Origin of the sequence: Mycolicibacterium neoaurum, from assembly GCF_036946495.1 — a bacterium.
Lineage (GTDB): Bacteria > Actinomycetota > Actinomycetes > Mycobacteriales > Mycobacteriaceae > Mycobacterium > Mycobacterium neoaurum_B.
This window is the reverse complement of the sequence record NZ_JAQIIX010000002.1, coordinates 745,918-766,464: the sequence shown is the minus strand read 5'-3', so window position 1 is coordinate 766,464 and position 20,547 is coordinate 745,918. Positions and strand designations below refer to the sequence as shown.

At 65.4% G+C, this 20,547-nt stretch carries 16 protein-coding genes and 1 tRNA gene; 4 read left to right on the top strand and 13 right to left on the bottom strand.

What is annotated here, in order from left to right; all coding sequences use genetic code 11:
- Positions 1-44: 44 nt before the first annotated feature.
- Positions 45-116, bottom strand: a tRNA-Gln gene (locus tag PGN27_RS09070).
- A gap of 87 nt (positions 117-203) precedes the next feature.
- Here PGN27_RS09070 and PGN27_RS09065 point away from each other — a divergent pair.
- Positions 204-797: a TetR/AcrR family transcriptional regulator gene (locus PGN27_RS09065; RefSeq protein WP_335328678.1), complete on the top strand. Its 594-nt coding sequence runs from the start codon at positions 204-206 to the stop codon at positions 795-797.
- A 1-nt stretch (position 798) separates the two neighbouring features.
- Here PGN27_RS09065 and PGN27_RS09060 read toward each other — a convergent pair whose 3' ends face one another.
- Both PGN27_RS09060 and PGN27_RS09055 read right to left on the bottom strand, forming a co-directional pair.
- Positions 799-1,374: an LppA family lipoprotein gene (locus PGN27_RS09060; RefSeq protein ID WP_335325832.1), complete on the bottom strand. Its 576-nt coding sequence runs from the start codon at positions 1,372-1,374 to the stop codon at positions 799-801.
- Positions 1,374-2,912, bottom strand: a complete 1,539-nt coding sequence (locus PGN27_RS09055) for an alpha/beta hydrolase (protein ID WP_335325831.1) — start codon at positions 2,910-2,912, stop codon at positions 1,374-1,376. The genes PGN27_RS09060 and PGN27_RS09055 overlap by 1 nt, the downstream gene beginning before the upstream one ends.
- Positions 2,913-3,042: 130 nt before the next feature.
- Between PGN27_RS09055 and mfd the strand changes: the two genes are divergently transcribed.
- Together mfd and PGN27_RS09045 are read left to right on the top strand one after the other, a co-directional pair.
- On the top strand, positions 3,043-6,678 hold the full coding sequence (gene mfd, locus PGN27_RS09050; protein WP_335325830.1) for a transcription-repair coupling factor: 3,636 nt from the start codon (positions 3,043-3,045) through the stop codon (positions 6,676-6,678).
- Positions 6,675-7,601, top strand: a complete 927-nt coding sequence (locus PGN27_RS09045) for a nucleoside triphosphate pyrophosphohydrolase (protein ID WP_335325829.1) — start codon at positions 6,675-6,677, stop codon at positions 7,599-7,601. The genes mfd and PGN27_RS09045 overlap by 4 nt, the downstream gene beginning before the upstream one ends.
- Before the next feature lie 75 nt (positions 7,602-7,676).
- Here the strand turns inward: PGN27_RS09045 and PGN27_RS09040 are convergent, their stop codons facing one another.
- From PGN27_RS09040 to PGN27_RS09000, 9 genes are read right to left on the bottom strand one after another with little or no spacing between them, the layout of a single operon-like run.
- Complete coding sequence (locus PGN27_RS09040) at positions 7,677-8,834, bottom strand: acyl-CoA dehydrogenase (protein WP_335325828.1); 1,158 nt, start codon at positions 8,832-8,834, stop codon at positions 7,677-7,679.
- Positions 8,835-8,879: 45 nt separating this feature from the next.
- Positions 8,880-10,502 carry an AMP-binding protein gene (locus PGN27_RS09035; RefSeq protein WP_335325827.1) on the bottom strand — a complete coding sequence of 541 codons (1,623 nt, stop codon included), beginning with the start codon at positions 10,500-10,502 and terminating at the stop codon, positions 8,880-8,882.
- 58 nt (positions 10,503-10,560) lie between these two features.
- The gene (locus PGN27_RS09030) at positions 10,561-11,679 is read right to left on the bottom strand and encodes a 3,4-dihydroxy-2-butanone-4-phosphate synthase (protein WP_335325826.1); all 1,119 of its coding nucleotides are present in this window, start codon (positions 11,677-11,679) and stop codon (positions 10,561-10,563) included.
- The gene (locus PGN27_RS09025; protein ID WP_335325825.1) at positions 11,676-12,197 is read right to left on the bottom strand and encodes a flavin reductase family protein; all 522 of its coding nucleotides are present in this window, start codon (positions 12,195-12,197) and stop codon (positions 11,676-11,678) included. Before PGN27_RS09025 ends, PGN27_RS09030 begins: the two co-directional genes overlap by 4 nt.
- 60 nt (positions 12,198-12,257) lie before the next feature.
- Positions 12,258-13,037: a creatininase family protein gene (locus PGN27_RS09020; RefSeq protein ID WP_335325824.1), complete on the bottom strand. Its 780-nt coding sequence runs from the start codon at positions 13,035-13,037 to the stop codon at positions 12,258-12,260.
- On the bottom strand, positions 13,030-14,916 hold the full coding sequence (locus PGN27_RS09015; RefSeq protein WP_335325823.1) for an AMP-dependent synthetase/ligase: 1,887 nt from the start codon (positions 14,914-14,916) through the stop codon (positions 13,030-13,032). The genes PGN27_RS09020 and PGN27_RS09015 overlap by 8 nt, the downstream gene beginning before the upstream one ends.
- Positions 14,916-15,758, bottom strand: coding sequence for an enoyl-CoA hydratase/isomerase family protein (locus PGN27_RS09010; RefSeq protein WP_335325822.1), 843 nt, complete (start codon positions 15,756-15,758; stop codon positions 14,916-14,918). The genes PGN27_RS09015 and PGN27_RS09010 overlap by 1 nt, the downstream gene beginning before the upstream one ends.
- A 7-nt stretch (positions 15,759-15,765) precedes the next feature.
- Positions 15,766-16,626, bottom strand: coding sequence for an enoyl-CoA hydratase-related protein (locus tag PGN27_RS09005; RefSeq protein WP_335325821.1), 861 nt, complete (start codon positions 16,624-16,626; stop codon positions 15,766-15,768).
- A complete protein-coding gene (locus tag PGN27_RS09000) occupies positions 16,623-17,813 on the bottom strand; it encodes an LLM class flavin-dependent oxidoreductase (protein WP_335325820.1) in 1,191 nt (396 codons plus the stop codon). The genes PGN27_RS09005 and PGN27_RS09000 overlap by 4 nt, the downstream gene beginning before the upstream one ends.
- Positions 17,814-18,148: 335 nt before the next feature.
- On the opposite strand from PGN27_RS09000, the gene PGN27_RS08995 reads away from it, so the two are divergent.
- A complete protein-coding gene (locus PGN27_RS08995; protein WP_335325819.1) occupies positions 18,149-18,745 on the top strand; it encodes a TetR/AcrR family transcriptional regulator in 597 nt (198 codons plus the stop codon).
- 7 nt (positions 18,746-18,752) lie between these two features.
- Here PGN27_RS08995 and PGN27_RS08990 read toward each other — a convergent pair whose 3' ends face one another.
- Entirely contained in the window at positions 18,753-20,186 is a 1,434-nt protein-coding gene (locus PGN27_RS08990) for an MFS transporter (RefSeq protein WP_335325818.1), read from the bottom strand.
- Positions 20,187-20,547: the final 361 nt, after the last annotated feature.

The window sequence follows — 20,547 nt, the reverse complement described above, 5'->3', positions numbered from 1 at the left end:
ACACACCGTCGACGCTGTGGTTTGGGTCGCTCGCGGCTGGTGAGCTCCGTCGCCAGGACTCGAACCTGAACTATCTGAACCAAAATCAGAGGTGCTGCCGATTACACCACGACGGACCGATCACTCCGAGACTCTAGTGCAAGCCGACTAAGGTCTTGGGCGTGGCAGCACCCGAGAAAGACGTCCGTGCGCCGCGCGCCCGGATGACCGGCAGTGAACGCCGTCAGCAGCTCATCGAGATCGCCAAGTCGCTGTTCGCCGAGCGGGGATTCGACGGCACCTCCATCGAGGAGGTCGCCCAGCGGGCCAATGTCTCCAAACCCGTGGTGTACGAGCATTTCGGGGGTAAGGAAGGCCTCTACGCCGTCGTCGTCGACCGCGAGATGTCGACGCTGCTGGACGGCATCACCTCCTCGCTGGTGAAGAACCGGTCGCGGGTCCGGATCGAACTGGTGGCCCTTGCACTGCTGACCTACGTCGAGGAACACACCGACGGGTTCCGCATCCTGGTCCGCGATTCGCCGGCGGCGCTCACCTCGGGCACCTACGCGACACTGCTCAACGACGCCGCCAACCAGGTCGCCTCGATCCTGGCCGGCGATTTCTCCCGTCGCGGTCTGGATCCCGATCTGGCGCCGCTGTACGCGCAGGCGCTGGTCGGGTCGGTGTCGATGACCGCGCAATGGTGGCTCGATGTCCGCGAACCCAAGAAGGAAGTGGTGGCCGCGCACGTGGTGAACGTGGTGTGGAACGGGCTCACCCATCTGGAGGCCGACCCGCAGCTGCACGCGGAGTGAGCTAACTCGGCGCGGCCTCGCGCGCCTTGCGCTTGGCCTCGGCCGTCAGATAGCAGCCGGTGGTCACCTGTAGCGATGCGGCCACCATCGATCCGAAGGCCACCCGTCCGCTGTAGGCATCGCTGATGGTCAGATCTTTGGCCTGGTCGTCGGTCGGGTTCTCGGTGCGGCCGGTGACATCGGTGAACCCGTACCGCGCCGCGATATCGATGACGGCCTGGGCGGCCTGCGGCCACATGGCGGCCGAGACAGGTACTTCGGAGACGTAGTTGCGACTGAAATAGATGTTGCCGTCGGTGGAGCCGAAATCGCCGCAGTGGGTGCTGCGTTCGTCGCGATTGGGCAGCCAGCGCGATCCCGGCACGATCCGGCTGAGCTCAGCGGTCATCTCACCGATCATCCGGTCCCGGTCGGCCAGCACCTCCTCCGCATCGCGGCGTTCCAGCAGGACGCCGAGTTCGGCGGGACTGCCGTGGCCGCTGTCGCCCTCGGCCGGGCCCTGGTATTCGGACTCAAACATCGGCCCGCACCCCGTCAGCAGCACCGCCAGCAGGAGTGTGATCAGCGTGCGCCACATCAATCCTCCACCTTCACGTATCGGTCGTCCTGTCCCAGTCCGGCCACCACCACCGCCTGGTTGTACAGGGCAGTGGTGTCGACGAACGAGTACTCGCTGTGGCCGGTGGACTGGTTTCGCTGGCCCAGCGGGGTGGCCTCGGCGTTGGTGGACAGGTCGATGAATCCCGGCAGCGAGGACGGGATGGCGCCGCCGTATCTACCGAGGTTGGCCACCACATCGTTCTCGGCGTGCTGGACGAAGACATTGCCTTCGGCCAGATGCAGGTCCGCGGGAGTCACATTGTCGAAGAACTGCAACGGGTTGGTCTCCAGTCCGGGGGAACCCATGAAGACGACATCGTCCGCGGCGGTGCCGCGCTGCAGCGCCTCGCTGGCCAGTGTCGATCCGTAGGAGTGGCCCAGCACGGTCAGGTGCGGGTCGGTGTCGCGCGAGCTGTCCAGGCCGTTGATGAACGACGCTAGTTCGGGTGCGTTGTCGTCGGCATAGTGGGCGCTGCCGGCCTGAGCCAGGTTGGCGGGCGGTTCGTAGCCGAGCCAGGCGACGGTCGCGACGGTTTCGTCGCTCTTGCCGGCGTTATCCAGCACCCGCTCGGTCTCGGTGCGCAGCCATTCGGATTGTTCGATATAGGTGGGCAGGTCATTGCCGGCATTCGGTTTGTCGTAGGGGACCGATCCGGTGCCGGGGACGTAGACGCTGACATGGTCGGCCGTGTCGACGTTGCCGGAGGCCACCGCCACCTTCGGATGTTCACCGTCGAAGTCCAGCACCAGCAGCTGGCGGTCCGGCTTGGACATCGCATCGTCGACGGCCGCGATGGTGCCGCGTTCCTCGGCGGTGAGGTTCGGATCCTTGCGCAACTGTGCCAGCCGATTCCGGTTCGCCTGATCGCGCGCGGTGCCGGGCACCCCGTCCAGATTGCCGACCCACTCGGGTTTCTCGGCGATGATGCGTGCCTGGTCCTGCGGGCTGAGACCGTCCCACCACTGATTGACCTCGGTATCGGTGGCGCCCTCGGGGGGCTTCAGCTCCTCGATATCGGGTCGGGTCGGCGTCTCGGTGGGCAACTCGCCGGATGTGCTCAGCGGAGTGGCACCGTGAATGCCCTCGGAGGTGGCCTGGTCAACAGCGCCGAACTGCGTCAGCATCGTCTTCAGCGCAGTGCTGTACGCGGCGGCGACCTCCGGTGTCATCGGCCCGCTGCCGGACGGTGCGACGGTGCCGTCGGCGCCGACGATCGCACCCAGCGCAGCGGCCTGGCTGGTGAGGTCGACGATCGCCTGGCGCAGCGGTGCCATGTTGGTACCGCCGCCCTCGAGCGTGGTCGCGATGGTCTGCAGGCGGTCCCGCAGCTCGGTCAACCGGGCGGTGTTCTGTTCACCCCGGGCTTGTGCTGCCCGCGACGCGGTGCCCTGCCAGCCGCCGGCCAGATCGCCCAGGGCGCTCCGCTGGCCGGCGATGAGGGAATCGACTTGGCCGATCTTGGTTTTCAGCTGCGCGGCCGCGCCGGACAACGCGTCGGGGCTGCTGGCAGCCACGACCGGGATCGTCAACGTCACCGTCTCACCCCCGGTCCCAGAAACCCCACCGAACACGCTAACACCGGGCGACCCGGCGATTCCGCACCGAATTTCGGACCGGACGCACGCCGCCTACGATGGAGTCATCATGACCGCACCGGGGCACACTCATGTCCAAATCCCGATCGCGGGGCTCGTCGACCTGGCGCTCACCTCGCCCACCTTCCTGGATCTGATCGACCGCGCCCAAGGCCGGCCCGACACGCTGGCGATGGTCGGTCCGGCCAGCGCGCGGCTGTTCACCGCCGCCGCGCTGGCTCGTACCGGTCCGTTGCTCGTCGTCACCGCGACGGGTCGCGAAGCCGATGACCTGACCGCCGAACTGAAGGCCGTTTTCGGGGAGGCCGTCGCGCTGTTCCCGTCCTGGGAGACGCTGCCGCATGAGCGGCTCTCACCCGGGGTCGAGACGGTCGGCGCCAGGATGTTGGTGTTGCGCCGGCTGGCCCGACCCGACGACGAGCATCTGGGTCCGCCGCTGCAGGTGGTGGTCACCACGGCCCGGTCGCTGATGCAGCCGATGCTGGCCGGCCTCGGTGAGATCGAGCCGGTGACATTGGCCGTCGGCGCCGATTCGGATTTCGACGAGACGATCGCGCGGCTGGTCGAGCTGGCCTACACCCGGGTGGACATGGTGGCCAAACGCGGCGAGTTCGCGGTCCGCGGCGGCATCCTCGACATCTTCCCGCCGACCGCCGAACACCCGGTGCGCGTGGAGTTCTGGGGTGACGAGGTGTCCGAGATGCGGATGTTCTCGGTCGCCGATCAGCGGTCCATCACCGAGATCGAGATCCACCGTGTCGACGCCGTGGCCTGCCGCGAGATCTTGATCACCGAACAGGTCAAGGAACGTGCGGCCCAGCTCGTCGACGCCCAGCCTCAGACCGACAACACCATCGCCGGATCCATCGGCGATATGCTTGCCAAGCTTTCCGAGGGCATCCCGGTCGACGGGATGGAGGCCCTGCTGCCGGTGCTGGAGCCCACCGAGCTGACGCTGCTGACCAGCCATCTGCCCGAGGGCACCCCGGTGCTGGTGTGCGATCCCGAGAAGGTGCGCTCGCGTGCCGCGGACCTGATCCGTACCGGCCGCGAATTCCTGGAGGCGTCCTGGTCGGTGGCGGCCATCGGTGGCGCCGCCCCGGTGGACGTCGAAGCGCTCGGCGGCTCGGGCTTCCGCGAGCTCGACGACGTGCGTGCCGGTGCGGCGCACTGGTGGACGCTGAGCCAGCTCAACGACGAATCGGCGGTCGAACTCGATGTGCGGCCCGCGCCGTCCGCCCGCTCGCAGCACGCGGTCGAGGAGATCTTCGCGATGCTGCGCGCCCACGTCGCCACGGGCGGTTACGGCGTCGTGGTCACCCCCGGCACCGGCACCGCGCACCGCGTCGTCGAGCAGCTCGCCGAAGCCGATACGCCCGCAACGTTGTTGCAGCCCGGCGCGCAGCCGGTCGCCGGTGTGGTCGGGGTGCTCAAGGGGCCGCTGCATGACGGTGTCGTCATCCCGGGCGCCAACCTGGTGATCATCACCGAAACCGATCTGACCGGTAACCGGGTCGCCGCCACCGACGGCAAACGCCTTGCCGCCAAGCGTCGTAACGTCGTCGACCCGTTGGCGCTGACGGCCGGTGACCTGGTGGTCCACGATCAGCACGGCATCGGCAAGTTCGTCGAGATGACCGAACGCGTCATCGGTGGCGCCCGGCGGGAGTACCTGGTGCTCGAATACGCCTCGGCCAAGCGCGGCGGCGGTACCGACAAGCTGTACGTCCCGATGGACTCACTCGATCAGCTGTCGCGCTACGTCGGCGGTCAGGCCCCGACGTTGAGCCGGCTCGGTGGCAGCGACTGGACCAACACCAAGACCAAGGCGCGCAAGGCCGTTCGTGAGATCGCCGGCGAGTTGGTGTCGCTGTACGCCAAGCGGCAGGCCGCACCGGGCCACGCCTTCGGCCCGGACACCCCGTGGCAGGCCGAGATGGAGGATGCGTTCGGGTTCACCGAGACCATGGATCAGATGACCGCCATCGCCGAGGTCAAATCCGATATGGAGAAACCGGTCCCGATGGATCGGGTCATCTGCGGTGACGTCGGCTATGGCAAGACCGAGATCGCGGTGCGCGCGGCGTTCAAGGCGGTGCAGGACGGGAAGCAGGTCGCGGTGCTGGTGCCCACGACACTGCTCGCCGATCAGCATCTGCAGACCTTCAGCGCGCGGATGGCCGGTTTCCCGGTCACCGTGAAGGGACTGTCGCGGTTCACCGATCCGGCCGAATCCAGGGCCGTGCTGGACGGAATGGTCGACGGCTCGGTCGATGTCGTGATCGGCACGCACCGGCTGCTGCAGACCGCGGTCCGCTGGAAGGATCTCGGCCTGGTCATCGTCGACGAGGAGCAGCGTTTCGGCGTCGAGCACAAGGAACACATCAAGAGCCTGCGTACCCATGTCGACGTGCTCACCATGAGCGCGACCCCGATCCCGCGCACCCTGGAGATGAGTCTGGCCGGCATCCGCGAGATGTCGACCATCCTCACCCCGCCCGAGGAGCGTTTCCCGGTGCTGACCTACGTCGGCCCGCATGATGACAAGCAGGTCGCCGCCGCGCTGCGCCGCGAACTGCTGCGTGACGGGCAGGCGTTCTACATCCACAACCGGGTCAAGTCGATCGACCAGGCCGCCGCCAGGGTGCAGGCGATGGTGCCCGAGGCCCGGGTCGTGGTGGCGCACGGTCAGATGGCCGAGGAGACCCTGGAGAAGACCGTCGAGGGTTTCTGGAACCGCGAATTCGACATCCTGGTGTGCACCACCATCGTCGAGACGGGCCTGGACATCTCCAACGCCAACACCCTGATCGTGGAACGGGCGGACACCTTCGGCCTCTCCCAGCTGCACCAGCTGCGCGGCCGGGTCGGGCGCAGCCGGGAACGCGGATACGCCTACTTCCTGTACCCGCCAGAGGTTCCGCTCACCGAGACCGCCCACGACCGGTTGGCGACCATCGCCCAGAACAACGATCTGGGCGCCGGGATGGCGGTGGCCATGAAGGATCTGGAGATCCGCGGGGCGGGCAACGTGCTGGGCGTCGAACAGTCCGGGCACGTCGCCGGTGTCGGGTTCGACCTCTACGTGCGGCTGGTCGGTGAGGCCGTCGAGGCCTACCGTGCCGCCGTCGACGGGAAAACCGTTGTCTCGCAGGAGGAACAGAAGGACGTCCGGATCGACCTGCCGGTCGATGCGCACCTGCCACCCGATTACATCGGTAGTGACCGGCTACGTCTGGAGGCTTACCGCCGGTTGGCCGCCGCCTCGGACAATGCCGGAGTGGCCCGCGTCATCGACGAACTCGTCGACCGCTACGGACCGCTACCGGAGCCCGCGCAACGCCTGGTCGCGGTGGCCAGATTGCGGTTGCTGTGCCGCGAGTACGGGGTCACCGAGGTGTCCACCGTCTCGGATTCCACCCTGAAGGTATCGCCGTTGACGCTGCAGGATTCCGGTCAGCTGCGGCTCAAGCGCATCTACCCGGGTTCGGCGTACCGGGCTACCACCTCGACGGTCCAGATCCCGATCCCGCGGGCGGGCAGTGGGGTCGGTGCGCCGCGCATCCGCGATCTGGATCTGCTGCAAGCGGTGGCGGGGATGCTGTTGGCGCTTGACGGCCGAGCGGCCGATGAGGTCGACATCACCGGCGGCACAGCAACATCCGAGCCAGGAGTGGACCGGTGACGACGGTCGTCCTCGTCGATCCGCGCCGGCCGTCACTGGTGCCGGTGGAAGCCGTCGCACTGCTGGTCGGCGAGGTTGCCTACACCGAGGAGATGCCGATCAAGGTGCCGTGGTCGCTGCCTTCGGCCCGCCCGTACCTGCCCAGCGCGTCCGATGAGGCCCCGGTGCTGCTGTCCTCGGATCCCGAGCATCCCGCAGTGAAGGCAAGTCTGGCCGCCGGGGCCACCCTGATCGCGGCACCCGGCCCGCAGGTCGGGGAGCGGCTGGTCGACGCCGTGGCCGTCATGGACCGGCTGCGCACCGACGGCCCGTGGGAGAGTGAGCAGACCCACGACTCGTTGCGCAGGTATCTGCTGGAGGAGACCTACGAGTTGTTCGACGCGGTCCGCAGCGGCGACCTCGACGAGCTGCGCACCGAACTCGGAGACGTGTTGCTGCAGGTGTTGTTTCACGCCCGCATCGCCCAGGATGCCCCCGCCGGTGCCTTCGACATCGACGACGTCGCCGACGCGCTGGTGCGCAAGCTCGGGCACCGTGCGGCCGGGGTGCTCGCCGGTGAGTCGGTCTCCCTGGAACAGCAACTGGCCCAGTGGGAGGAACGCAAGCGCACCGAGAAGGTGCGCGCCTCCTGCATGGACGATGTGCCGACCGGGCAGCCCGCCCTGGCGTTGACCCAGAAGGTCCTCGAACGGGTCGCCGGTGCCGGCCTGCCCGACGATCTGGTGCCCGCGGGGCTGCGGCAGGTGCAGATCGGTCCGGACACCGACGCCGAAAACGCCCTGCGCACCGCGGTATTGGAGTTCATGGACACCGTGCGTGCCGCCGAGAAGAACGTGCTGGCGGCGCGCGGTGGCGCGCCGATCGGGGACACCCCGCCGGAGCCGATCGGTGCCGACGAATGGCGTGCGCACTGGCCCACGTAGTCATGACGCCGAATCTGAAGTAGATCGCGAGATCTGCGCGCAGAGGCGCCATCTACTTCAGATTCGACGGTCAGCTCAGGCCAGCAGGGCGCGGCTCATGACGACGCGCTGGATCTGGTTGGTGCCCTCGTAGATCTGCGTGATCTTGGCATCACGCATGAACCGCTCCACGGGGAAATCCACGGTGTAACCGGCGCCGCCGAACAGCTGTACCGCATCCGTGGTGACGGCCATCGCGATATCGGAGGCGAAACACTTCGACGCGGCCGAGATGAAGTTCAGGTCGGGCTCGCCCCGCTCGGCCCGAGCCGCCGCGCTGTAGACCATGAGTCGGGCGGCCTCCACCTTCATCGCCATATCGGCGAGCATGAACTGCACCCCTTGGAACTCGCTCACCGATTTCCCGAACTGTCGACGGTCCCGGGTGTAAGCGATCGCCGCGTCGAGGGCGCCCTGCGCGATTCCGACCGCTTGGGCGCCGATTGTCGGACGGGTGTGGTCCAGCGTGGCCAAGGCTGTCTTGAAACCGGTGCCGGGCTCCCCGATGATCCGGTCACCGGGAATTCGGCAGTTCTGGAAGTGCAACTCCACAGTCGGTGAACCCTTGATCCCCAGTTTGCGCTCCTTGGGGCAGACGGTGAAACCTTCGTCATCGCGATGCACCATGAATGCCGAGATGCCCTTGGCGCCTTTGTCCGGGTCGGTCACCGCCATCACCGTGTACCAGGTCGACTCACCACCGTTGGTGATCCAGGCCTTGGTCCCGTTGAGGAGCCAGTCGTCGCCGACGGGTTCGGCGCGGGTCTTCATTCCGGCGGCATCGGAACCGGCTTCTCGTTCGGACAAGGCGTAGGAGGCCAGCGCCCCGCCGACCAGGTCGGGCAGGACCGTTTTCTTCAGTTCCTCGCTGCCCCGCAAGATCAACCCCATGGTCCCCAGCTTGTTGACCGCGGGAATCAACGATGCCGAGGCATCGACACGGGCCACCTCTTCGATCACGATGCAGACCGCCACCGAATCCGCGCCTTGGCCGCCGAACTCATCGGGCACGTGCACGGCATTGAAACCCGCAGCCGCCAATGCCTCCGACGCCTCGCGTGGGAACCGAGAGTCTTGGTCGCATTCGGCGGCGTAAGGGGCGATCTCTCTTTCGGCAAGCCCTCGGATCACCGCCCGGAGTTCCCGGTGCTCCTCCGGTAGCTGAAACAGATCGAATGACGACTTGCCTGACACGCTCTTCTTCTCTTCTCTGTCGGTGGTGGCCGGCGCCGGCGGGGACTATCCCTTGATGCGGGTGGAGTAACCTCGCCACTCGGCATCGCGAAGCTCGTTCTTGCGAACTTTGCCTGTCGATGTCTTGGGCAGGGCATCGACGAACTCCACCGCGCTCGGTGCTTTGTACGCGGCGATATGCGACCTGACATGTGCGATGAGATCGCCCTCTTCGAGGCGCTTCGCGTTCTTGGCCACCACGAACGCCTTCGGTCGCTCGCCCCACTTGTCGTCGGGTGTGCCCACCACGGCCGCTTCGAGTACCGCAGGGTGCGAGAGGATTGCGTGCTCCACCTCGATGGTCGAGATGTTCTCACCGCCGGAGATCACGATATCCTTCGCGCGGTCCCGCAGTTGGACGTATCCATCGGCATGCATGACACCGAGATCGCCCGAATGGAACCAGCCACCCGTGGTGGCTTTACGGGTGCCCTCCTCGTCGTCGTAGTAGCCTTTCATCACCCCGTTGCCGCGCATCACGATCTCGCCCATCTCCTTGCCGTCGGCGAGCACGTCGACCAATTCACCTGTCGGAGACAGCTCTTCGCGAACAACCCGGACGCGCTCACCGGTGATGAGTCCGACTCCTTGTCGTGCCATCAGTTCGGCCTGTCGGTCATCGTCGTATTCGGCCCATTCGGGTTGCGGTTCGCAGACGCTGTAGGGGCCGTAGGTCTCGGTCAGCCCGTAGACGTGCACGATGGTCGCGCCCAGTTTCCGGATCGCGGCAATGATGGTGGGGCTCGGCGGGGCACCTCCGTTGGAGATCGTCAGAGGGGTGCCCAGCGGATGAGACTGCTCGGCATGGGCGAGGATCGTGAGAACCGTTGGGGCTCCGCTGAGGTGAGTGATGTGATGCTCGTCGATTGCCGTCCACACCGTCTCGGCGCGGACCGCCCGCAGGCAGAAGTGGGTGCCCATGGCGGCGGTGACACCCCATGTCGCGCACCAGCCGTTGCAGTGGAACATGGGCAACGTCCACAGATACTTGGTCGACTGGGTGAACCCGGAATGGTGTATGCCGCCGAGCGCGCAGAGGTAGGCGCCGCGGTGGGAGTACATGACTCCCTTGGGTCGGCCGGTGGTACCCGAGGTGTAGTTGATCGATATCGTGCGAGTCTCGGCATCGATCTCCCAAGGCATATCGGCGCCGTCTGCCCGCGTCAGGAACTGCGGGTAGCCGATCGATGGCGCGGCCGCCGATGTCGTGCCGTCGACCGCCGGTAGTTCGACCCATTCCTCGACCCCGGTGAAGTCGGGGTGAGCGGTGTCGAGTCCGCTCAGGAGATCTCTGTCGCCGAACATGATTCGGGCCCCGGAATGCCGGCAGATGTAGCCGACCTCATCGGGTGCGAGCCTGGTGTTGATGGCGACCAACACTCCTCGTGCCAGCGGGATCGCGTAGTGGGCTATCAACATCTCCGCCGAGTTGGCGGCCAGGACGGCGACGCGCTGGCCGTCGATGACGCCGGACGCTTGTAACGCCTTGGCCAGTTGTTGCACTGCGGCGGCGAATTGGCGGTAGGTCCACCGGCGCTCGCCGTCGACGATCGCAATTTTGTCCGGCATGACATCGCTCGCACGTTGCAGGAAACGGACCGGGGTGAGGGTGGCGTCAAGTCCTGCCATGGTGTTCTCCTCCAGATGAAGACGCTGTCGGCTGTATCGCGACAAGATGAGATGTGGATCAGTAGGCTTGTTCGAGAACGCTCTTTGTGGTCGCGTCGGCCCATTCGGGTGCCGGATCCGTGCTGGCCGGCAGCTCCAGCAGACGGCAAGCGCTTGTCGCGGCGTCACCCGGCCATCCCACGATATGAGCTTTGTCGAGTCCGAAATGCCGCATGGTCGCGGTGATGCACCCCTGCGCCAGATCGTGTTCGGCCACGGCAGCGGTCCTGTCGGCCTGGCCCTTGCGCAGATAGATCAGCATCCCACCGGTGCTTTCCACCCGGTCGCGGTAGCCGTCGAACAGTGATTTGCAGTCACAGCGCGGCCCGAACGGATCGCGGTGGCCACATTCGCCGACCACGTACAGCGAGGGCACCCGCCGCGCCGGCAGACGCCCCACCATGACCGTGTGTCGGGCGCCGGTCAGTTCGTCATCGAAGTCGATGACACGGGTTGATCTGCAACGGATCTGCCGGCCGGACGGGGTGATGCGCTCGACGCGCCCCGCCTTTCCCGTGCCGTGATGGATGAGGTGGACGACGAGGTCCTCGACGGTGACCAGCGTGATGCCGTGCTCACGGGCGAAAGCGACCGATCGGTCGCCACACAGCAGGCGCCCACTGTGTTCGTCGAGCAGCGTCGCCGTCAGCGCCAGCGGTACCAGTCCCGCACTGGCGCATAGATCGATCGCGGCTTCGGCTACGGCACGTCGCTGCAGCACACCGTGATCGGCCGCCCTGATCGGTATCACGTGCCCGGGCCGGACCAGGTCCTCGGCTCGCGTCTGGGGATCGGCCAGTACCCGACCGGTATGTGCGCGATCGACGGCGCTGATACCGGTGCCGATGCCCACAGCCGCATCCACCCCGACGGCGAATACTGGCACGTTCGGACTCTGTCTCTCCGTCGGCACCATGGGCGGTAGGCCCAGTGCATCCGCGTGGCTTGAGTGCATTGCGGCGCAAAGGAATCCCGAGGTGTGCCGAATCGCCCATGCCGTCCATGCGGGTGTTGCCATGGCCCCCGCCAGCACGACATCGGTCAGCTCCTCACCCGGGCGACCGTGGCTGAGCAGGACGGGGCGGCCCAAGGCGAGGTCACCGGCTGCAGTAATGACCGATAGGCTCGTCGTTGTCATGACGCGTCGGCCGCGATCAGGCTGTGATAGCGACTGTCCTGAAATACCAGGGGAGCGCTCGACTCGTTGATGCCCGCGAAGTCCACCTGCATGATGACCACATCGTGGTCGCCGGCCGGGATGGCGGTCGAGATGCTGCAGTCGAACCAGGCTGCGGCGTCGTGAAGAAGAATGGCCTGCGAATCCGTGCTGTACCAGGACAGGCCGCCGAACCGGTCGGCGTTCTTCGCCGAGAGCTGGCGAGAGGCCGCCTGATGTTTCGAGGACAGCACCGAGACGCCGAGGTGATCCCCGCCGGAGAGCACCGGCCAGGTGGTTGACGTGTGTTGGACACAGACCGAGACGAGCGCCGGATCCATCGAGACCGGCACGAATGACGTCGCGACGATGCCGACAGGTTCGCCTTCCCGTAGCGCACACAACGCGGCGACACCGGTGGGGTAACGACCGTAGAGTCTGCGCAGTCTGGAGATGTCCAAAGCGGGGTCTCCCGTTCGGACGGGTTCGAGATTGTTCACGGCACGGCACCTTTGCTGTTCGGGCCAAGTGTTTTCCGGTCGGATGGCTGCCGGTGGAGGTCAGGCGCCACGTTCGCGCGCATAATCGGCGATCAACGCCGAGACCGTCTCCAGGCAGGCGGTCCCGATCGCCGCGCAGGATCCGGCCGGATCGCCGAGTATGCCGTTGGGCGAGACCGAGTGAACTCCGTTTCGCATGGCCGCGTCCACGATGGTGCGGTCGGTGCCGACGGGGCGTCCGGGCGCGAACCGCTCGCTGCGCACCTTGCCCGGATCCAGCACCAGCATCACCGAGGTTTCGGCGATGTCTGCGTGCCCGCCGACATTGTCACCCATTCCGGCGACCCGCGCCGCGCAGAGTCGCCAGGAGTCCAGTATCGCCGCGGCATCGGTGAACACGATGACAGTCAACGGAGCCAGTTGCTGCTGGAGACGGGACTCGAAATCCCGCATCACAGAGTAGTTTCCGATGTGCCCGGAGAACAGGATGACCCGCTCGAACCCGTGCTGGGCGAGATGGGCCGTGTAATCGACACAGATCGACTCCAGCGTCGACGCTCGAAGGGACAGCGTCCCGGCGAATTCCAGATGATGCGGTGAGTATCCGACTCTGACGGTCGGAAGCACCAATGCATCACCGAGCCGGCGGGCGATCAGAACGGCGAGCTCGTCTGCATGATCGGCATCCACGGACAGCGGGAGATGGCCGCCGTGTTGTTCGATTGCGGCCAAGGGCAGGATCGCCGTGCGGTATCCCGCCGCCACGGCATCGCCGATCTCCGGGCTCGTGAGGTACTCGATGCGTACTTCCCCACCCGGGGTTGTGTCGATGCTAGGCACGGTCGCCCCCGATGAAGCGCGCCTGGCCGGCGATGACGTCGTGTTCGCTCCCGTCGTACATCTCGTCGACGAGGTCGGCGAACGAGGCAACCACATTGGCGCGGCGGATGGTGCCCTTGAGCGTGAGCTCACCCGCTTCGGGCGACAGTTCTCGCGGAATCACCCGGAAGTCCTTGATCTGCAACGGTCGGGAGAGTTCAGCGTTGACTCCCTCGATCCAGCGGCGCAGCAGGATATCGCGCTCATCGGCGCTCATCGACCGGGTTTTCGCGCTGACGGCCAGCAGTGCAGTGAGGTACTTGCGTCCCTCACCCACCACGATGGCTTCTTCCAGCAGCGGACTGGATTTCAGCTTCACCTCGATCGGCTGCGGGCTGACCGATTTACCGCCGCTGGTCTTGATCAGGTCCTTGGACCGGCCGATGATCTTCACCTCGGCATCTGCGTCGAATTCGACGAGGTCCCCGGTGCTGTACCACCCGTCGTGTACCGCTTCCGATGTTGCCTGTGGGTCGTTCCAATAACCGGTGAACAGACTCGGCGTGCGCACCTGCAGCTCACCGTCGGGGGACACACGCACCGCCCAGCGCGGATCCGGCATGTTCTTGCCGATGGTGCCGGGTCTGGGAAAGGTCCGGTCCCACTGGGCAAGGACTGCACCGCAGGTCTCCGTCGTGCCGTAGAGCTCGCGCAGATCGAGGCCCCACATGTGCCACAGCGCGGCCACATCGGGGGACATGCTGCCCGAGGCGGTCCAGCTGACGCTGATCCGGTCCATTCCGACCCTCGCGCGCAGCGGCAGGAACACTGCCCTCAGGCAGATGCCATAGAGCACATCGAGGTATCGGGGCGGCCGGCGATCTGCCCATCTGTGTGCGCCGACGCGTCGGGCGATCTGCATTGCCGCCGCGTACTTGATACCGAAGAACCGTCCCGAATGTGTGACCGTCTGCAGAACCTCGCTGGCCAGCTTCTCGTGCATGCGGGGCGGCCAGACCACGGCGGTCGGGCGCACCCCGGTGAGGGCGGGCAAGCGCTGTTCCATCGTGCAGTAGGTGATCACGAGCTTGGTCATGATCGGTGCGAAAACCCCCATGAGGGCGGGAGCTACGTGTGACAGGCCGAGGAACCCGACGAGGTCGTGGCGGGTGCGACCGATATCCGGGTACGTCATTGCCACAGCCAGCACCGAGTACTGCAGCGTGCGGTGGGTGTGCACGACCCCCTTGGGAATTCCGGTGGACCCCGATGTGGAGAACAGGACCGCTGGTTGGTCGATATCGCCGTCCGCCACCAGATCGGCGAACCGGGTGGGCTCGGCGGCTGCCCGCGCCCCGCCGGCAGCGAGGAGCGAATGCCACCCGCTGACCGAGACGTTGTCGGGCATGCCTGCGGGCTGTGTCTCGAACCCGATCACCGCGCGCAGGGTGTCCAGCCGGGGCGCTATCGCGGCCACCTTTTCGAGAGCAGGTTGGCCTTCCGCGAAAACCGCCGACACGCCGCACGTTTCGAGTACCTGTGCGAGCTCCTGTTGCGAGCTTGTCGGATACACCCCGACCAGAACGGCGTTCACGCTGAGGATGGCCAATGCGGCCACCACCCACTCAGCGCGCGCCGACGACATGATGGCTACCCGGTCACCCGCACCGACTCCGACACTGTCCAGTTCGAGCGCGACCCGACGCACGGAGTCGGCGTACTCAGCCCAGGTGGTGGGCTGTTGGGCACCTGATTCCCAGGTGTAGAAGGCGACCGTGTCGGGCTCGTGTCGGGCTCGGTCGTGCAGCAGCTGGGCGAAGGTTCGTGGCACCGCCTCGAACCGCGACACGTCGCGGAGTACCGGTACCGGGTGCGATGAAGCGGGAGTATCTGATGCCATCAAAGTGATTCCTCTGCCGGCCGCTCGACATGCGGCTGTGATGTGGCTGCGTGCGTACGTGCTCGATTGCGCTGGACGCTCCAACCCCCGCGCAGGGCGCGGGCGACGGGATCGTCGAAATAGGCGGCGGCGTCGTCCAGGGTACGGCGCAGAGACTTCTCGTCCTGGGCGTCGTCCGGACCGTTCACGCTGCGCTTGAGTGCGCGGTAGAGTACGGGCGCCTTGGCTGCTGCCTCCTGGGCGACGGCGACGGCGGACGGTAGCAGCTGTGCTGAGCCGACGATCGTGTCGACGAGACCGAGTGCGGCGGCGCGCTGCACACCGAAAAGCTCGCCCGACAACAACATCGCGCGGGTGGTGCGCACCCCGAGGATCTGGATGGCGCGCTGGATGCCTTTGTCGGCCGGGAGGAGTCCGTGCTTGATCTCCGGGAAGCCGAACTGTGCATGCTCGACCGCCAACACGGTGTCGGCGAAGAGTGCGATCTCGACGCCGCCGCCGACGCAGTACCCATTGATGGCACCGATCACCGGACGAGGATACCGGTCCAGCACCGTCAGCAACGAGTGGAAATCTCGCATCCGTCCGTCGATCTGATCGGCAGCGACCCCTTCGAGTTCTTTGATATCGCCTCCGGCGCTGAAGAATCGCTCGCCGTGGCCGGTGAGGACCACCGCGGGGGCGTCGGCAGATGTGGTGAGCCTGGCGAAAAGGTGCGTCAGTTCACCGATGACGGAGCGGTTCAGTGCGTTGGCCGGCGGGCGGTTCAGCGTGACCACGAGCACCCCGTCGTGATCGTCGAGGGTGAGCCCGGTCAGTGGCATGTCCTCGGGACTGGTCATCGCTTGCTCAGCCGACGGTGGCGCGGTCGGTTGCGGCGGGTTGCACGCCCTGGCCACCGGCGGAAGGAAACACGGGCGTGCGCCCCTGACGGAAGGCTTGCCGAGCTTCGAGATAATCGGCTCCGGCGAACCCGAGGGTCTCCAGTGCCGCTGAGAGCTCCTGTTGAGGAAGCGCATTGGTGAGCCAACCGGTGTTCAACGAGCGCTTTGTCCAGCGGATGGCCTGTTGGGATCCGCGTGCCAGGTCGTCGGCGATCGCCAGCGCGCGATCCAGCACGGCCTCGGGGCGTTCGGTGATGCTGACCAGCCCGATGCGCTCGGCTTCTCGTCCGGTGAGCCGTGTCGAGGTCAGCTGGTAGTACTTTGCTTTGGCCATCCCGACCAAGAGTGGCCAGATCAGTGAGGAGTGATCACCGGCGACTACTCCGACCCGGGTGTGGCCGTCCATCAGGATTGCATCCTCGGCCGCGACGCTGATATCGGCAAGCAGTCCCATGGATAGGCCCCAGCCCACGGCGGGCCCGTTGATCGCGGAGATGAGCGGTTTGTCCATGTTGAGCAGCGCGGAAAGCCGACGCCGTTCCACCTCCATCAGTGCGATGGCGTCATCGAGGCTCGGGTCCGGCTGCGAAACATCCATCCCCGTGCAGAATCCGCGGCCGGCGCCGGTGATGACGGCGACTTTGGTCAGGGGGTCACGGTCGATATCGATCCAGATATCAGCCATGTATTCGAACATGGGCATCGTCAGGGAGTTCAACTGATCCGGGCGATTCAGCGTGATCAGCAACACCCCGTTGGGCTTTCGCTCGATCAGGATCTCATCGGGGTAACGACTGTAGATGTCATCGGTTGCTGTCGTGTTCATCGGCTTTCTCCAACCTGGATGGTGTTGCCGTTCATGGCATGTGCAGATGTGAACGCTTCGAGCTCGGCGTAGTGAGCGGGCCGCAGGCCGCGGATGTCATCCAGGATTGCCTCGGCGGGACGAACCACGGCACGTGGGTTCTTGAACTTCGGGATGACGTACTTGCCGAAAAGCTCGATCGACTTCATCAATTCGGCGTGCGGCAGGCCGTCGATGCGCATGACCAGGGCATCGGCACCCAGATCCACATACCGCTGCACCTGCGCGATGCAGTCGTCGGGATCCCCGACGATGAAACCGGCCGAGTCTTCGAACATGTAGCGCTCATCGCTGAAATCGATGTTCTTGACCGCGCCCATGTACTGGTAGTCCGCCGAGAGCTTCGACAAACGCTCATAGGCGTCTGTCGACAGTGCGACCGTTTCGGTCAGGTGGCGTGCCCACCGATGGGCCTCTTCGCGCGTTTGCGCGCAGTGCATGCCGCCGGCAACGGCCACCAGTTTTTCGGCCTGTAGGGGATAGGTGTGGGTGGCGGCGGCAAGTGCCTCGTCATAGATGCCGAGCATGTTCTCCAGGAAATCGAATCCGAGGTAGAATCCACCGACGATGGCGCCGACACCGAGTTCGGCTGCAGCTCTTACGGATTCGGGGCTGCCGGCGGCCATGTGAATCGGTGGATACGGCAGTTGAATGCCCCTGGGGACCAGTCCGCGCGGCGGAATCTTGTAGTGCTCGCCGACGAAGGAGAAGATGTCGTTGTGTAACGCGCGGCGGATCACCTCGAGGCCTTCGAGCTGCTGCGCCTTGTTCTCGGCCGGCGACACTTCGAACGCACGCAGGGCGAGGGTGGTGTTGCCCCGGCCGACACCGAGCTCGACCCTGCCGTTGGACAGGATGTCTTCGGTCGCCAGTCGCTCGGCGACCCGGAGTGCGTGGTTGATGCGCGTCGGCAACAGTGTGACCAGGTGGACGAATCTGATCCTGCTGGTCAGCGCCATCAGGTAGGGGTAGATGACCTCGGGTGCGGACGTGGTGGCCGTGCCGATTGCCACGTGCTGCTCCGATGTGCCGAACGCATCGAAACCCACTTCCTCGGCCAGCAATACCTCGTCGATCAATTCCCGGTAGCGATGCTCGTGAGTGTGGCCCGGCGCCGTCTCGGCTTCGCTCATGAAGATGAACCGCATCGTTGGATCCTTCCGCGTGTGAGTGATCATTAACCTAAATCCAGCGGTCCCGTCTGTCAATGGCGAAAGCGTGAAACGGGGCGGTGTGGCGTGGCAAAGAGTCGCATATAGGCAGCTAAAAGCCCATTTATGTAATGCAATCGAAACATCCTGGCCGGGTGTGAGCGCAGTCGTCTCGGGCCGGGGCTCGCGGCGATTGATGTTAATGCGTGTTAACGTGTGTCACGCGATGACATCGTCGAGGAATGCTCCCGCGACGCAGAGTGGGAGTCGAAAGGGATTCGGGGCACCCACGATGCGGAGCATCGGTGTTCCCGGGGTTACCGTGTGGAGCTATGACATCTGAGAAGGTGGCAGCCGAAGCCACCGCGACCGATTCGCCGCGGCGGGAGAAGCTGCTTGCGGTTGCCGCAGAATTGTTTCTGCACAACGGCTACGACTCGGTCACCGTGGACATGATCTGCGCGAAGGCCGGCATTTCCGGCCCCGCGCTCTATCGGCATTTTCAGAACAAGCAGGCGCTGCTCATCGCGGTGGTGGAAAAGGACCTGAAATCGCTTCATCGGTTTGCGCGCGCGACGGTGGAGTCCCAGCCTGATCCGGCGACGGCCCTGGCGATCATGGTCGAGCATCACATCTTGTCCGTCATCGACGCGCCGCCGACCCCGTTGATCTTCCACAAGAACGAACACGCGTTTCCCGAGGCGGATCGCCGCCGGATCCGCCGTGAGATGAATCTCTATGCCGAGGAGTGGATCTCGACGGTTTCCCCACTGCGGCCGGACCTGTCCGAACCACAGGTTCGCCTGCTCACCCAGTCCGTGTTCTCCATGCTCAATGCGGTGTCCACCCTGAACAAGGGTCTCGACCACGGGGCCATCGTGTCGACGATGTCCTACGCGGCGATTCAGGCGCTCACCGCAATTCCGTAGAGCGGCGCTACCGGAGGTCGGGACGGCGCTCGGGAGTCTTCGGCGTGCGTACCGCCAGGACAAGGGCCAGGACCGCGATCGCCAGTGTGCCCGATGCGGCCCACGATATACCGAATGCGTTCCAACTCGGCACCGCATCCGGTTCCACGGTGAGTACAGCACCGGATACCTGGGCGCCGACGGTCCCCGCAACGGCTTGAATCGCGAAGTTCAATCCGTTGAATTGCGTGACTTTTTCGGCTGGGACGCCATTGATGACAAGGTTCAGGGATTGGGTCATCGCGACGCTCAGCCCGAAGTTCACGGCCAAGGTGGCGATGAAGATGACCGTGATGCTGCCGCTTTGTCCCAGCATGAGCATCACCAGTGCGCCTGCGATGATCGCGACCGGACCGATCGCCGACGGGATTCGGGAACCGATGGCTCTGTCCAGGGCGGAAATGAACGGGGCGGTGAGGCCTATCAGCATCGCCGACACCAGCAGCAGAGCGGTCACCGTTGCCGAGGCACCGAGCCCGTAGCCGGTCGATGCGGGCAACTGCATCTGCATGGGAACACAGAACAGAATCGCGTTGATGCAGTAGCCGGCCAAGAACATCAGCCCCGATGCGGCCACCACGGTGAAACTGCGCATCAACCGGAGATCGACGAGTGGTTCGTCAACGGCCAGTTCGACGAGGACAAAGAGAAAGAGTGTGACAACCCCGGCGCCGAGCAGGAGGAAGAATCCGGATGACAACCAGCCCCACGCGGGTGCGAATGTCAACGCGAGCAAGACAGCCGCGAGGCCCAAGGCCAGCAGCGCGCCGCCTGCCAGGTCCACCCGCGCCCGGTCGCGGCCGGTCCGCGGTGTAGGAGGGACCAGGAGCCAGACGGCGGTCATGCACCCCAGCAAGGCAAGGAACGGCACCCAGAACAACCAGCGATATGAGAGGTGATCGGCGATCGGACCGGCAATCATGGTTCCGGCCGCGGTGCTGCCGAAGATGGCGCCGACCATCAACCCGTTGGCATGCTTGGTCCTGGCTTCACCTTGCGTGTCCCGAATGATGCCGATGGCCAGTGGGGCGGTGCTCAGCCCGATGCCCTGGAGAAGCTGGCCCGCGATCAACATCTCGATGGATATCGACAGCGCCGATATCAGCGTACCCGCGGCGACGATCGCCAATACGCCCAACAATGCCCTGCGCTTGTCCCACACTTCGCCGAGCCGGCTCACGATCGGTGTCGCGATGGTTCCGGTCAGCAGTACGCCGGTGAGGACCCAAGAGATCGTCGAACTGGGCACGTGGAATTCGTTCTGCAAGATGGGCAGTGCCGGTGGTGTCACCGATTCGTTGAGGCCCTTGAATGCCGCGACGCACGAAACCGCCGTCGCGATGATTGCGCTTGCCCGTGCTCCGTTCGTATGGTCCGCGGTGCGCAGTTCACGTAGATGCATGAAGCTTGTCCTCGTCAGTCATGGTCATCGTCAGTCATGGTCATTGAGTTACGGGGTGAATGTGTCGGGCGGTCGACGCTGGAACCGCTGCGCCTGAGCGCGGCGTCGTCAGCGGCAGTGACGTGTCTGCTGTCGTGATGCTCCGGCGGTCGCTGACAACAGCGATCTGCCGAACCCGGACGAGATCATCGGGAAAGCTTGTTCAGGAACGCTTCTCGTCATATCGGCGCGGTCAACGATGCCTGGATGGGGATTGCATCGCTCGGATGGTTGCACCGTCACGGAGTGGCGCTCGTGGTCGAGACGTGTTCCGCGACTGCGGAATGTGTCGGCACCATGAGTAGGTGGGTCACGATGAGCT

What these genes read in the sequence shown, in the direction of transcription:
- PGN27_RS09065 (WP_335328678.1), top strand. Translation starts at nt 204, where the DNA reads ATGACCGGCAGTGAACGCCGTCAGCAGCTCATCGAGATCGCCAAGTCG.
- PGN27_RS09060 (WP_335325832.1), bottom strand. Translation starts at nt 1,374, where the DNA reads ATGTGGCGCACGCTGATCACACTCCTGCTGGCGGTGCTGCTGACGGGG.
- mfd (WP_335325830.1), top strand. Translation starts at nt 3,043, where the DNA reads ATGACCGCACCGGGGCACACTCATGTCCAAATCCCGATCGCGGGGCTC.
- PGN27_RS09035 (WP_335325827.1), bottom strand. Translation starts at nt 10,502, where the DNA reads ATGGCAGGACTTGACGCCACCCTCACCCCGGTCCGTTTCCTGCAACGT.
- PGN27_RS09030 (WP_335325826.1), bottom strand. Translation starts at nt 11,679, where the DNA reads ATGACAACGACGAGCCTATCGGTCATTACTGCAGCCGGTGACCTCGCC.
- PGN27_RS09015 (WP_335325823.1), bottom strand. Translation starts at nt 14,916, where the DNA reads ATGGCATCAGATACTCCCGCTTCATCGCACCCGGTACCGGTACTCCGC.
- PGN27_RS09010 (WP_335325822.1), bottom strand. Translation starts at nt 15,758, where the DNA reads ATGACCAGTCCCGAGGACATGCCACTGACCGGGCTCACCCTCGACGAT.
- PGN27_RS09005 (WP_335325821.1), bottom strand. Translation starts at nt 16,626, where the DNA reads ATGAACACGACAGCAACCGATGACATCTACAGTCGTTACCCCGATGAG.
- PGN27_RS09000 (WP_335325820.1), bottom strand. Translation starts at nt 17,813, where the DNA reads ATGCGGTTCATCTTCATGAGCGAAGCCGAGACGGCGCCGGGCCACACT.
- PGN27_RS08995 (WP_335325819.1), top strand. Translation starts at nt 18,149, where the DNA reads ATGACATCTGAGAAGGTGGCAGCCGAAGCCACCGCGACCGATTCGCCG.
- PGN27_RS08990 (WP_335325818.1), bottom strand. Translation starts at nt 20,186, where the DNA reads ATGCATCTACGTGAACTGCGCACCGCGGACCATACGAACGGAGCACGG.